Annotated in this window: 12 protein-coding genes; 8 read left to right on the plus strand and 4 right to left on the minus strand. The window is 68.4% G+C overall.

Annotated features, from left to right (window positions below):
• Nucleotides 1-96 precede the first annotated feature (96 nt).
• The gene (locus BJL86_RS14240) at nt 97-1,788 is read left to right on the plus strand and encodes an alkaline phosphatase D family protein (RefSeq protein ID WP_075845053.1); all 1,692 of its coding nucleotides are present in this window, start codon (nt 97-99) and stop codon (nt 1,786-1,788) included.
• A 97-nt stretch (nt 1,789-1,885) separates the two neighbouring features.
• A complete protein-coding gene (locus tag BJL86_RS14245; protein ID WP_083657654.1) occupies nt 1,886-2,614 on the plus strand; it encodes an Rv0361 family membrane protein in 729 nt (242 codons plus the stop codon).
• Nucleotides 2,615-2,618: 4 nt separating this feature from the next.
• Here BJL86_RS14245 and BJL86_RS14250 read toward each other — a convergent pair whose 3' ends face one another.
• A complete protein-coding gene (locus BJL86_RS14250) occupies nt 2,619-3,227 on the minus strand; it encodes a class I SAM-dependent methyltransferase (RefSeq protein WP_075845054.1) in 609 nt (202 codons plus the stop codon).
• Nucleotides 3,228-3,278: 51 nt separating this feature from the next.
• Complete coding sequence (locus tag BJL86_RS14255; RefSeq protein WP_198034329.1) at nt 3,279-4,520, minus strand: ROK family transcriptional regulator; 1,242 nt, start codon at nt 4,518-4,520, stop codon at nt 3,279-3,281.
• Between the two features lie 148 nt (nt 4,521-4,668).
• Here BJL86_RS14255 and BJL86_RS14260 point away from each other — a divergent pair, with 148 nt between their 5' ends.
• From BJL86_RS14260 to BJL86_RS14270, 3 genes are read left to right on the plus strand one after another with little or no spacing between them, the layout of a single operon-like run.
• The gene (locus BJL86_RS14260; protein WP_075845056.1) at nt 4,669-5,520 is read left to right on the plus strand and encodes an ABC transporter permease; all 852 of its coding nucleotides are present in this window, start codon (nt 4,669-4,671) and stop codon (nt 5,518-5,520) included.
• A gap of 29 nt (nt 5,521-5,549) precedes the next feature.
• Nucleotides 5,550-6,296 (plus strand): ABC transporter ATP-binding protein, encoded by a 747-nt coding sequence (locus tag BJL86_RS14265; protein ID WP_067478534.1) that lies wholly within the window; start codon nt 5,550-5,552, stop codon nt 6,294-6,296.
• Nucleotides 6,293-7,351 (plus strand): ABC transporter substrate-binding protein, encoded by a 1,059-nt coding sequence (locus BJL86_RS14270; protein ID WP_067478536.1) that lies wholly within the window; start codon nt 6,293-6,295, stop codon nt 7,349-7,351. Before BJL86_RS14265 ends, BJL86_RS14270 begins: the two co-directional genes overlap by 4 nt.
• A 36-nt stretch (nt 7,352-7,387) precedes the next feature.
• On the opposite strand, the gene BJL86_RS14275 is transcribed toward BJL86_RS14270, so the two are convergent.
• Nucleotides 7,388-8,038, minus strand: a complete 651-nt coding sequence (locus BJL86_RS14275; RefSeq protein ID WP_067478593.1) for an NAD(P)-dependent oxidoreductase — start codon at nt 8,036-8,038, stop codon at nt 7,388-7,390.
• Between the two features lie 149 nt (nt 8,039-8,187).
• Between BJL86_RS14275 and BJL86_RS14280 the strand changes: the two genes are divergently transcribed.
• The gene (locus BJL86_RS14280) at nt 8,188-8,619 is read left to right on the plus strand and encodes a winged helix-turn-helix transcriptional regulator (RefSeq protein WP_067478539.1); all 432 of its coding nucleotides are present in this window, start codon (nt 8,188-8,190) and stop codon (nt 8,617-8,619) included.
• Nucleotides 8,620-8,653: 34 nt separating this feature from the next.
• Entirely contained in the window at nt 8,654-9,100 is a 447-nt protein-coding gene (gene soxR, locus BJL86_RS14285; RefSeq protein WP_067478542.1) for a redox-sensitive transcriptional activator SoxR, read from the plus strand.
• A 20-nt stretch (nt 9,101-9,120) separates the two neighbouring features.
• Here soxR and BJL86_RS14290 read toward each other — a convergent pair whose 3' ends face one another.
• Nucleotides 9,121-11,295 (minus strand): bifunctional lysylphosphatidylglycerol flippase/synthetase MprF, encoded by a 2,175-nt coding sequence (locus BJL86_RS14290; RefSeq protein ID WP_331710422.1) that lies wholly within the window; start codon nt 11,293-11,295, stop codon nt 9,121-9,123.
• Nucleotides 11,296-11,509: 214 nt separating this feature from the next.
• Between BJL86_RS14290 and BJL86_RS14295 the strand changes: the two genes are divergently transcribed.
• A complete protein-coding gene (locus BJL86_RS14295) occupies nt 11,510-12,883 on the plus strand; it encodes an LssY C-terminal domain-containing protein (RefSeq protein WP_067478545.1) in 1,374 nt (457 codons plus the stop codon).
• The last annotated feature ends 67 nt before the right edge of the window (nt 12,884-12,950 follow it).

The following is a 12,950-nucleotide window of genomic DNA, read 5'->3' on the forward strand; positions in this document are numbered from 1 at the left end:
TTTCGCCGAAAAGTGGACACGGAGATAAAGAATGGCTTTAAGTGAAGGATTGTGACTGCTTACGACCTGCCCCGTAATCCACAGTCCTCGACTTCCGTGCGCCCTGATTCGGATTCTGAGGACGCCCGCCCCGCGGGTACGAACCGCCGCACCGTACTCAAGGCCGGCGCCGTCGCCGCAGCCGCGACCGGCTCGGCCTTCGCGCTCGGCAAGGGCGGCATCGGGCCGTTCGCGCCCGCCGAGGCGCTGGCCCAGGATGCGGTGTTCCGGCACGGCGTGGCCTCCGGCGATCCCTTGAGCGACCGCGTGATCCTGTGGACCCGCGTGACCCCTGGTCCCGAGGCCACTCCGGGTTCCGGGGCCGGCCCGGAGGCCACCGTCCAGTGGGAGATGGCGCGCGACGCGGGCTTCGGCGCCATCGAGCGCGCGGGCTCCGCCGTCACAAATGGCGGCAGAGACCACACCGTGAACGTCGACGCCGGCGGGCTCGCCCCGGACACGTGGTACTACTACCGCTTCCGGTGTAACGGGCAGACCTCGCCGGTCGGGCGCACGCGTACCGCGCCCGCGCCGGGGGCGAGGCCGGGCCGCGCGCGCTTCGGCGTCGTCTCGTGCTCGAACTGGGAGGCCGGGTTCTTCTCCGGTTACCGGCACCTTGCCGACCGCGGCGACATCGACGCGGTGCTCGAGCTCGGCGACTACATCTACGAGTACGGCAACGGCGAATACGCGGGGCCGAACGGAGTCGTCCGCCCGCACGATCCGGCGTGGGACATCGTCTCGCTGTCCGATTACCGGCGCCGCCACGCGCAGTACCGCACCGACCCGGACCTGCAGCGGCTCCACGCGCACGTGCCGTGGATCTGCACGTGGGACGACCACGAGATCGCCAACGACGCCTGGGAGCACGGCGCCGAGAATCACGACGCCGGGCAGGGATCCTACTCCGGCCGCAAGCGAAACGGCGCGCAGGCCTACTTCGAATGGCTACCGATCCGCCCCCAATCGCTTCGTGACGGCGGGCAGCTCTATCGGCGCTTCGGCTGGGGCACCCTCGCCGAGCTGTCCATGCTCGACCTGCGGTCCTACCGTTCGGAGCAGCCCAAGTTCTACGAGGGCCGCGCGATCGACGACCCGGGCCGCACGATGACCGGCGCGGCGCAGTTCGACTGGCTCACCGGCGGGTTGACCTCCTCGACCGCGCGGTGGAACCTCGTGGGCAACTCGGTGATGATCACGCCCGTGCTGTTGCCGCCGCTCGACCCGCGAGTGACGAAGGCGCTCACCGATCTCACCGGCCTGCCCGAGGAGGGCGTGCCCTACAACGCTGACCAGTGGGACGGCTACGCGGCCGAGCGCCGCCGCCTGTTCGACACGATCGCCGACGCGGGGATCGACAACTGCGTGTTCCTCACCGGCGATATCCACACCTCGTGGGCATGCGACCTGCCGCGCCGCGCCGCCGCACCCGCCGAGGGACTGGTCGGCGCCGAATTCGTGGTCCCGTCAATCACTTCGAACAACATCGACGACATGATCGGGCTGCCGGAGGGCAATCCGCTGTCGGACGCCGCGGAGACCGCGCTGCCGGCCGTCAATCACCACATCCGCTGGGTCGACCTCGACCGGCACGGCTACGGCGTGTTCGAGCTGACCGAGGGCTTCGCGCACATGGACTACTTCGCGGTGTTCTCGCGCGAGGACGCCGGCACCGGAACCTACCGGATGGGCGGCTGGCGCAAGCCCCAAGGCAGCGGCCCGATCCAGCCCGCTGGACCTCTGCCGTAGCGAGCACGTGTTCAGGCGGCGCAGCGTCGCCGTGTACGGTGACGCAGAGTCGCTTGAAGCGCGGTCCGGCAGGCGGACGGGCGCGAAAGGGAGAACGATGCAGCCACCTCAGTCACCGAACTCCGGCCCCGGCGCGCAGGGCCCCACACCGGATCCGGTCCCGGGCTTCGGCCCGCGCGGCGAGTCCGCGCCACGCGGATCCGCGCAGGGCGACGGGAATGCCGCAGGCCACGGCCGTGGGCCGAGCTCGGGTGCGCCCACAGGCGGCTACGCCTCCGCGCCTTCCGGGCAGGGCGGACCGGGCGGTTTTGGCGGAGCCAGCGGCTCCGGCGGCGCGAAGTCAGGCGGACTGAACACGAAGCTGATCATCGCCATTGCGGCCGTGCTCGCGGTCATCGTGATCGTCGCCGCGCTCATCTTCTTCGTGTTCACCGACCGCTCCCCGGAGGCTCGCGCGCAGAAGGACATCGAGTCCACCCTGCAGAACCTCTCCGAGGTGACCAGCGTCGAGGAGTTCAGCTCGCAGATCTGCGAGGAGTTCCGCCCCGACACCGACGTGATGAACTCGCTCTCGGAGATCTCCGGCCAGTCCGGCGTCGATTTCGACGCCCAGTTCACCGAGCAGATCCGCGCGGCCTTCCCCGCCTCGCTCGACGTCGAATCGGTCGAGCTCGACGGGGATAACGCCACCGCCCACGTCACTTCTTCGGACGACGAGGGCGCGAGCACCGACGAGGACGTGCAGATGCGCCAGGAGGACGGCTCCTGGCTCGTGTGCGACCCGGCCGTCGGCACTGGCGGACTGCCCGCCGGCCAGGGCCAGTAGCGCGCTACCGGCGGCCGAATACCCCGACGAAGAAATCGTCGTTCGGCGGATGCAGCTCCCAGGTCGAATAGCGCGACTGCAGCTCGAGCCCTGCGGCGTAGGACTCGTCGACGAAGTCGCCGAACTCCCAGCCCCAGTTGCTCCCGAAGCCGATCACGGCGCGGCCCTCCGGCGCCAGGTGCGCGAAGATCCCGCGTAGGCTCGCGGCGCGCTCGGCGCCGGCGAGGAAGCCCATCACGTTGCCCGCGCTGATGATCAGGCCGAACTCGATGCGTGCGCCCGCGCCGTCGACGAGCGAGAGCTCGGCGAGGTTCTGGACCTGCCACGTCGGCCCCGGATGGTCCGCGCGCGCCACGCCGATGAGGGTCGGGTCGAGGTCGACTCCCCACACCTCGTGCCCGGCGCGGTGGAGGTAGCCGCCGATGCGGCCGGTCCCGCAGCCCGCGTCGAGAATGCGCGCGCCGCGAGGCGCCATCGCGTCCGCGAGCCGCGCCTCGCCGAAGATGTCGTTTCCCTCGGCCTCGATGCGGCGCCAACGCTCCGCGTATTCACTCGCCTTATCGGGATTCTCCCGCACACTTGCCAGCCAGCGATTTTCCTCGGGTCCGCTCATTACTCCATTGTTCGTGACGTCGGACGTCCCTGCAATCCCTGCACTCCGGCGTCAGGCTGCGAATCCGCTTTTCGGGCTCGACTTTTGTCGAGACTCCTCACCGCCCGGGCGGGCGCCGACCGAGAGCACTGCCTCCGGATCCGCGCACAGCCTGTCGAGCGCGACGGCCATCGCGGCCTGTTCCTGAATCCGGCGTCCCGCCGTGGACACGCGCAGTGCGGGGGCCCGGCCCGCGACGGCGACCTCGCGAGACCCGGCGAGCACATCGGGCAGATATTTCGGATGGTCGGTGAAGGCCTGGCCGGCGAGGACGACGGTGTCCGGGCGCAGGACCGCCGAGACAGTGCCCACGACGCGGCCGAGCGCGAGCGCGCGGTCCCGCAGGATCGCACGCGCCTCGCCGGACTCTCCACCCTCGCCGGCGGCGAGCTCGCCGAGGGCGCTCACACTTTCCGCCGTCAGACCATGCTTTCGTGCAGCGCGGACGAGACCGTGATCGGAGACCGTGTCAATGAGCCCCTCGCCGCGGTCGTCGAGGTGAGGAACCTTGCCGAACGGAAGGTAGCGCAGGTCGGCGGGTCCGGCCGACGGCTGGTGCACGACGCCGTCGATCGCGAGCGCCGAGCCGATGTACTCACGTCCGTAGACGAGCAGCGTCGTCCCGGAGTGCCTCTCGTGGCCGACGAGCAGTTCCGCCGCGGCCATCGCCTCCACGTGGGGGGCCACCGAGAAGGGCACGCCGATCGTCTCGGTGAACAGCTCACCCAGCGGCGTGCCGGCCCAGCCGAGGAGGTCGTGGTCCACGCAGCCGCCGCCGGTCACGCGGGCCGCCGTCGCGACGCCGCCCGCGGCGAGCCGGCGCCCGCGGAATCCGTCGAGCAGCCGGAAGGCCTCGGCGGAGAGCGTGTCGACGGCGTCGCCCGGCGAGGATTCGGTGGGGATCTCGCGCGCGGCGAGCACGCGGCAGCTCAGGTCGCACACAGCGACGACCGAGTTCTTCAAACCGATGTGCACCGCGATGGCGACGGGCCCGGCGGGGTCGAGCTCGAGCATCGCGCCGGGCCGACCCGTCGCCCCCTGGCTCATCCGGCCGGGCTGCGGGCGCACCGCGCCGAGGTCCTGGAGGGTCGTGACGGCGCGCGCCACCGTCGCCTTGGACAGTCCGGTCACGTCGGCGACCTCTGACCGCGACACCGGGCCGCGGAAGCGGATGGCGCGCAGCACCTGCGCAGCGCTGACGTCGGATACCCGAAACGTCGGGGCACTCGTGGGGAGGGGAGTTTGATCGGTCACGAGCCAAACCTTAGCACCGAAATAGACAGATCTGTCTACTTCCGCGGCAACTTTCGCTCACGCTGATTCGAAGGGTGGATCGGTCCCGCGCGCGGCCACAAACATGTTCGTTCATCGACCACCCCCGACGAAAGCACTCCACGACGCCATGACCTCCTTACTCGCCGCGCCACCCGCGGCACCGGCCACCGACACCTCTCCGGCCCCCGTATCGAGCTCGGCCTCCCCACCTGACAGGGGCCGACGACGACTACCCACCGGCCCCGGACTACTGCGCTGGCTGTCGCCGGTCGCGATCATCATCGTGTGGCAGCTCGCCTCGTTCTTCGGCCTGCTCCCCGAGCGCGTCCTCCCGGCGCCGCAGCTCATCGCCGAAGCCGGCTGGGAGCTGACCCAGGGCGGCCAGCTCGGCGAGGCTCTGCTCATTTCCACCGGCCGCGTCCTCCAGGGGCTCGCGCTCGGCATCGCCGCAGGCCTCGTCGCCGGCGTTGTCGTCGGCAGCTCCCGAATCGCCGATTATCTCCTCGATCCGCCTCTACAAATGATCAGGGCGCTGCCGCACCTCGGCCTCATCCCCCTGTTCATCCTGTGGTTCGGCATCGGCGAGGTGCCGAAGGTGTTGCTCATCGCCCTCGGCGTGTTCTTCCCCATCTACCTCACGATCGCGGCGGGCATCCGCCAGATCGACCCGAAGTTGCTCGAGGTCGCGCGGGTATTCCGGTTCTCCCGGCGCCAGCGCCTCACCGACGTCATCCTCCCCTCCGTCGCACCCCAGGCGCTGGTCGGGCTGCGGCAGTCCCTCGCTATCGCCTGGCTCACCCTCATCGTCGCCGAGCAGCTCAACGCGACGAGCGGGCTCGGCTACCTCATCATGAACGCCCGAGATTTCCTGCAGGTCGACGTCATTCTCGTGGGTCTCGTCGTGTACGCGATCCTCGGCGTCGCCACCGACGCGCTCGTCCGCGCCCTCGAACGCCGCGCGCTGCGCCACTACCACTAGCCCGTTTCGACTCAGCGAGGTTTTTCGCCATGACCCTCACCGCACATTCCCACCAGGCCACCGTCGACGCCACCGACTCGGGCGCCGCCGCACTCCTAGAGGACGTCACCCGCAGCTTCGGCGCGACACCCGTGCTCCGCGGCCTCGACCTGCGCATCGGCGCGGGCGAGATCGTCTCGCTCATCGGCCGCAGCGGTAGCGGCAAGTCCACCGCCCTCCGCCTGCTTGCAGGTTTGGACGATGACGCCGGAGGGCGCATCCTCCTTTCCGGCAACCCCTCCGTGGTCTTCCAGTCCCCCAGCCTCCTGCCGTGGCGCACCGTGGCCGGCAATGTCGCGCACGGCCTCAACCAAATCGATATCTCGCCGGCCGAGAAGGCCGAGCGCGTCGCGGGCACGCTTGCCGAGGTCGGTCTCGGCGAGCATTCGGGTGCGTACCCCGGCGAGCTCTCCGGCGGCCAGGCACAGCGCGCCTCGTTGGCCCGCGCCCTCGTCGGCGCGCCTGAGCTGCTGCTGCTCGACGAACCGTTCAGCGCACTCGATGCGATCACGCGGCACACGATGCACGGGCTACTACTTTCGTTGTGGCGGCACCACGGCTTCGGGATCCTGCTCGTCACCCACGACGTCGACGAGGCGGTCGCGCTCTCGGATCGCGTGGACGTGCTCGTCGACGGGCGCGTCGCGCATTCCGAGCGGATCGACTCCCCGCGCGCCGAGGAGCCGGACCCTCGCCACAAGGCACACCTGCTCGAGCACCTGGGCGTGCACGCATGAGCCATTCCCGCACCCATCCCCGAACGCGCCACAACTCTCGCACCCTTGCACTTATCGCGGCGCTGCTCGCCGGCGTTCTCGTGTTCACCTCGGCGTGCGTCACGAGCGAGGCCGACCAGGCGAAGGAGGCCGCCGAGCCCGAGCGCGTCCCGCTCGATTCGCTCGGAGATCTCACGCTCCAGGTCGGCGACCAGAAGGGCGGCACGCAGTCGCTCCTGCAGGCCGCCGGCGAGCTCGACGAGCTCCCCTACCAGATCGAATGGTCGACCTTTACTTCCGGACCGCCGCAGGTAGAGGCTCTCACGGCGGGGCAGATCGACTTCGCCGTCACCGGCAATACCCCGCCGATCTTCGGCGCCTCCTCGGGCGCGCGGATAAAGATCGTCTCAGCGACGAACATGGCCGGGGAGGGCGACCAGATCCTCTCGAAGGCCGACTCACAGATCGCCTCGGTCGCCGATCTCAAGGGTAAGAAGGTCGCCGTCGGCAAGGGCACCTCGGCGCACGGCAACCTGCTACTCCAGTTGCAGAAGGCCGGGCTCGGGATCGACGATATCGAGCCCGTGTATCTGCAGCCGGCCGAGGCGTCCGCCGCGTTCAGCCGCGGCGATGTCGATGCCTGGGCAATCTGGGATCCGTACACGGCGCTCACCGAGACCACCGAGCACGTTCGCGTGCTCGCCACGGCCGAGTCGGTGTCCAATGGCGCGGAGTTCGGCCTCGCCTCCCTCGACGCGCTCGGCGATTCGAAGCGCAGCACCGCGCTCGCCGATCTCGTACAGCGGATCGCGAGGGCCTCGGATTGGGCAGCCGCGAACCCGGACGAATGGGCCGAAAAATATTCGCAGGCAGTCGACGTACCGCTCGAACCTGCGAAGATCGCGCAGCGGCGCCGTCAGGACAGGCAAGCTGTTCCGGCCGATGCTCTCAACGACTCCGAGCAGTCCATCGCCGATGCCTTCGCAGACGCCGAGCTCATCGAGCCGTTCTCCTTCGCCGATTTCGTCGACACCCGATACGCGCCCGACCTGGAGCCCTACTTCGACGAACCGTAGGGCCCCGGCCGCGCGGGTGGCGCGGCACGCTCGACGTCAGTAAGCGACGGTGAAGCGGGCCTTGCGGTGCGCCGGCGACTCGATTTCGTCGATGATCGCCACCGCGAGGTCCGCGCCGGAGATGTCTGAGGTGCCGTTCGCATCCGCGAGCAGCACGTCCCCGCCAAGGCGGTAATCGCCGCGGGCCTCGCCCGGGTTGAATGACCCGAAGTTCGCGGCAGGGCTCACGAAGAACCAGTCGAGCGAATCCTCACGCGCGCGGAGATCGTCGAGCACCTCGCCCATCTCCGCGGCCTCGGCCTTGAAGGCGTCCGGGAAGTCCGGCGTCTCGATGAGCTTCGGCCCGCCCTCGGACACGAGCAGCGAGCCCGCACCGCCGACTGCGCCGTACCGCACGCCACGGTCGCGCGCCAGATCACCCAACTTTGCGAGCGCCCCCCGCGTGTTCCCCGCGAGCGGACCCCGCGGCGCAACAGCAGAGAGTATGACGTCGGTCGCCGGGATCGCCCCGGCCACCGCGTCCGCGTCGAGAAGGTCCGCGGCGATGTAGTCCGCGCCGGAGACCTTGTTCGCACCCTCGGGGATCGAGCGACTCACCGACACCACCTCGTGTCCGCGCTTCGCGGCCTCGGCGATGATGTGTCCGCCCGCGTAGCCGGTTCCTCCTACAACAACGATTTTTGTCATGTTCTTCTCCTTTTCGTTCTCGGCCACTTGGCCTATAGTCACCATAAGTGACCAGCTCTCTCGTGGGTAGAGAGCACTTTTCGGAAACCGAGTTACCTGTCGGTGACAATCAAGGTCACGGCACCGCCGCGGGCGAAAGGACAACGAAAATGGCAGGCGCGAGCACCCCCAATGACCACATCGACACCGACATCGACACAGAATGGGACCCATTCAACCGTTCATGTCCGTCGCGCCTTCTCCTCGACCGGATCGGCGACAAGTGGAGCGTCCTCGTCATCGCGATCCTCGGCGAGGGGTCGCACCGCTTCTCCGAGCTGCGCGCTCGGATCGACGGGATCTCGCAGAAGATGCTCACCCAGACCCTGCGTGCGCTCGAGCGTGACGGCATAGTGAGCCGCACTGTCTACCCCGAGATCCCGCCGCGCGTCGAGTACGCGCTCACCTCCAGCGGGCACAGCCTCACCGTCCCCCTGCGGGCGCTCACCGAATGGGCCGTCGAGCACATGCCCGACGTGGTCCGCGCGCAGCGCCGGTACGACGAGAACGTATGTGCCACCCCCACGTCGTCCTCAAGTTAACTTCAACTTCAGCTCCAGGCGTACCGTGGGCCGCATGGAGGACAAGCACTACGAGATCACCATCGGCGAGCTCGCTGCCCGTGCGGGCGTGCGCACCTCCGCGCTGCGGTTCTACGAGGACAAGGGCCTCATCATCAGCCGCCGCACGAGCGGCAACCAGCGCCGCTACCACCGCGCCATGCTGCGCCGTGTCGCGTTCATCCTCGCCGCAGGCGAGGTCGGAATCCCCTTGAGCACGGTGGCCTCGATGCTCGCCGGGCTCGGCGACACCGAGGCTCCCAGCCCGAGGATGTGGCACGCGGCGGCGCAGGATTGGAACCACGAGATCGACGAGCGCATCGCGATGCTCCGCCGAATGAAGGACCGCCTCAACGGCTGCATCGGCTGCGGCTGCCTGTCCTTCGAGGTGTGCTCGATGGTCAACCCGGGCGACAAGCTCGGCGAAGAAGGCGCCGGCCCGCGCCGCCTCCTCCACGACTAACCCGAGAACACGAGCGCGCCCTACGTGCTCGAAGCCATCAGCCTCACCATCTGCGACGGCGTCGCATTCGGCAGGTAGCAGCGGCCGATCGCGAGGGCGATCCTCGCGAGGTCGCTCTCGTCCCGGTAGGCGATAAACACCGGCTCGTACCTCGGATTGAACTTCTTCTTGAACGTGTGCAGCGAACGGAATCCGTAGTACGGTTCGATCGTTTTGCCCAGGTAGTCGAGCACCTTGTCGATCTGCTCGAGGTCCGCCTCGTGATCCGAACGCGTGAGCGGGGAACCGGAAAGCGAGGCGACCTCGGCTCCCTCCTCCTTGAACACGAGCGCGGACGAGCCGATGAGGAATTCGATCACCGGACCGAATCCGTCGTTGCGTCGCCGCATCACGTCGAGAGTCCATCCGCGGATCTCGCCGCCACCTCCGTACACCGGGAGCCACGACAGCACGCCGTGGACGTTGCCCTCCGGGTCGAGGGCCAGCGCGACGCGCACCTCGGGGTCCATCGCCTCCTCCGTGGTGCCCAGCATGAAGCCCATCTCGGGCAGCCCCTTGTCCCCGACCCACTCCTCGGAGATCGAGCGCACCTGGGAGACGATGGCGAAGTTCTCGTCCGAGAGCCGAGTCATCCGGCACGTGATCTCCTCGCGCTTCGCCTTGTTCATCGCCGTGCGCAGGTGCTGCCACGGCTTACCCTTGAACTCCAGGCCCGGCAGGTCGATGATCGTGTCCTCGGCGATCTGCGTCGCCCGCCAGCCGAGTCCGCGCACGATGTCGGCGGTCTCGCTCCCGATGGAGAACCAGCACGGCACCTTGCCCGAGTTCTCGGCGAAGTCGATAAACGACGACACTACTTCGTGCCGCCTCGCGCGGTCGCAGATCGGGTCGGCCAGCGCGACCATCGTCCCCACGTGCTGGTGGTAGGCGACGACCGCGTCGGATCCCGCGGCCTCGCCGCCCTGAAACGCGTAGCGATTGCCGCGCCACGTCGTCATCCACGACATCGTGTCGCCACCGTAGGTGCGGCACAGGTCCTTGACGCGCTCCACCGTCTCCGGATCGTCGCCGGAATTCTTCTCCGGCTTCCGCGGCACCGCGAACGCGAAGCGACCCGAAACGAGGATGATCGCCTCCGCGACCCACAGGATTGATGTGCCAAGCGTGACCCCGCCGACCGATTCGAAGTCTGTCGTAGCGGTGAGGACGATGACGAGAACGAGGACCAGCGCGTTCGCCACCGCGATCACCAGGCACACGATCCACGCCCACTTCTTACCCATCCGCAGCGAGTGCCCGACCACCGCGATGAGCACCACCGACACGAGGATGTTCCACACCGATTCGCCGTCGGCATCGGTGGGACCGAACGGCCCGGATCCGGGGAACAGCGCCACGAGGATGTGCGTCGCCGCGATCGCGAGCAGCCCGACGAACGCGAGGAATCTCATTTCTCGGCGCGTGCGCGGAGCGAAGCCCCGTTCCCCTTCGCGGAACATCCGCTCCCCCGCGTAGAGCGCCGCGGCAAAAGCGAAAATATGCATGACGTCGGAGAGCTTTCCCTCGAAGAGGAGCATGAGCACGACGTACGCGACGAGAATCAGCCGGGAGCGAAGCCGCCAGGGAGAACGCAACGTCGCGGTGGCGGCCGTCGCGACGCCGAGCATGCCCGTCGTCATCCCGACGTCCCGGGCGTCCGCGAGGTGCTGCGGCCACTGCCAGTTCGAGGCGAGCGCGTCGCCGAAGAGCCACGCGAAACCACTCGCAGCCACGATGCCGACGAGCTGAGATCCGACGAGCACGGCCGCGGCTCGCGCCGACCCGATCCGCCATTCGGACACGGCAAGCACGGCCGCGGCGAGGACGATCATCACGATGACGTGCCACGGGGTGAGTCCGAAGATCATGCCCGTGATCGGCGTCCACCACTGTCCTTCGGCGAAGGCAGGCACGCCGTATCCGACCTCGCCGAACAATTCCCTATCGCGCAGCGGCGACCACAACGCGCTCGTCGCCACGCCCGCGACGATAAGCGCGAGCACTACCGCGGCGGACAGCGGCGCATGCGCCACGACCTGCCGCGCGACGGCCCCCGCGTGGCGCATCCGGCGGGCCATCTCCGAGGGCGTCTTCTCCGTGTCCTGCGGTCCGTGTTCGATGTTGGGCGAGCTCAGTTTCTCGTCGTGTTCTGCCACGCTGGTCCTCGTATCCCGTGTCGACTACTCCACCGAGCGCTTCTCTCGGCCACAGTCTAGGGAAGACCACCCGCCCGCGCGGGCCGAATGACCGTGCCGGAAATCCCTTCGCTCTACTTTTATCTATTACGCCTTCTCTTCCCTCCATACTTCGTATCGTTGAGCAGCAGACTCAATTCGTGGCCTCACGCGCATCGAGGAAGGCGGGACGTGCATGAGCGAGACATCCCCGCCGGAATACCGGCGAGACGCGGTGAAGATCGCCGCGCGCCCGCGCCCCGGCGCCGTCGCGTTGGAGAACATCTTCTTCGCGTTCTCCACAGTGCTCATCTTCGCCTTCGGCATCATCGTCGCCGAACAGATCGACTGGTCCTGGACACTCGTCGTCTATGCGGTGGCGTTCTGGCTGATCATCGCCTATCTCGCGCTTCCGCGGCTACACAAGATCCTTACCGCGATCTACGTGCCGGGCTACTTCATCGGTCGAACGCGCACTTCCGACGGGCTCCTGGGCGATCCGGTCAACCTCGCGTTCAACGGCTCCGGAGCCCAAATCCACGCGGCCATGCAGGATGCCGGGTGGACCCTCGCCGATCCCGTCAACGTCAGGTCCAGTATCGCGATCATCGGAAGCTCCCTCCTCGGGCGCAGCTACGACCGCGCGCCCGTGAGCCCGCTCGTGCTCTTCGGGGCGAGCCAGGCCTTCGCCTATCAGAAGGAGGTCGCCGGCAGCCCCTCGAAGCGACACCACATCCGCTTCTGGCGGTGCCCCGTGGGCTGGCTCCTCCCCGGCGGCCACCGGGTCGACTGGCTGGCAGCCGCCACGTACGACAAATCCGTGGGCCTGTCGCTGTTCACGCTCCAGGTCACGCACAAAATCGACGCGAACATCGATGTCGAACGCGACTTCGTCTCCGAAAGCCTCCTACACTCGGACTCCCGGATCGGCCTGCGCCGCCTGGAGAATTTCTCGACGGGCTACCACTCGCGCAACGGTGGTGGGGACGTCGTGACGACGGACGGCGCACTTCCCATCATCGACGTGGGCGCCCTCCCTGCATCCGGCGTAGCGCCGGCACCGAGCGAGAAACGCCGGACGCGAGGAACCTCGAACACCGCGGAGGTGACCGCCGAGGTCACCGAGGCCGTCTCGCGGGCCGGCGAGCGCCCCTTCTCGATCCTCGCAGCCCTCGTCCTCTCCATCGCCTCCGTGGCGTTCTCGATCCAGGGGCAGATCCAGCAGCTCCAGTCGCAGCACGGGGAGATGGCCCAGGAGTACGGTTCGCAGGCCGAGGCGGACGCGACGCTCTGGATCGCCATCGCGTTCGTCGCGCTCGCCCACCTGCTGACCATCTACCTCGCGTGGAGAACATTCAAGGGACGGCGTCTCGCCCGCTGGCTCGCGATCGCCTTCGTCATGCTGTCCCAGGTCAGCCAAATGGCGCAGTACCTCGGCTCGGTGCGCCCGAGCGTGGGCGCGCTGGCGTCCATGGGGATCGGGCTGCTCATCATTTATGCGCTCACGAGCCAGACGGCACGCGAGTGGACGACCCCCACGCACGGGCGAGCGCAGGAACCCACCGAGTAGCCGCCGCCCGGCGGACCCGGCCGAAATGCGCGAAGTCCCCGTCCGCAAAGCGAACGGGGACCTCCGA

The sequence above is a fragment of the Dietzia timorensis genome (genome assembly GCF_001659785.1).
Lineage (GTDB): Bacteria > Actinomycetota > Actinomycetes > Mycobacteriales > Mycobacteriaceae > Dietzia > Dietzia timorensis.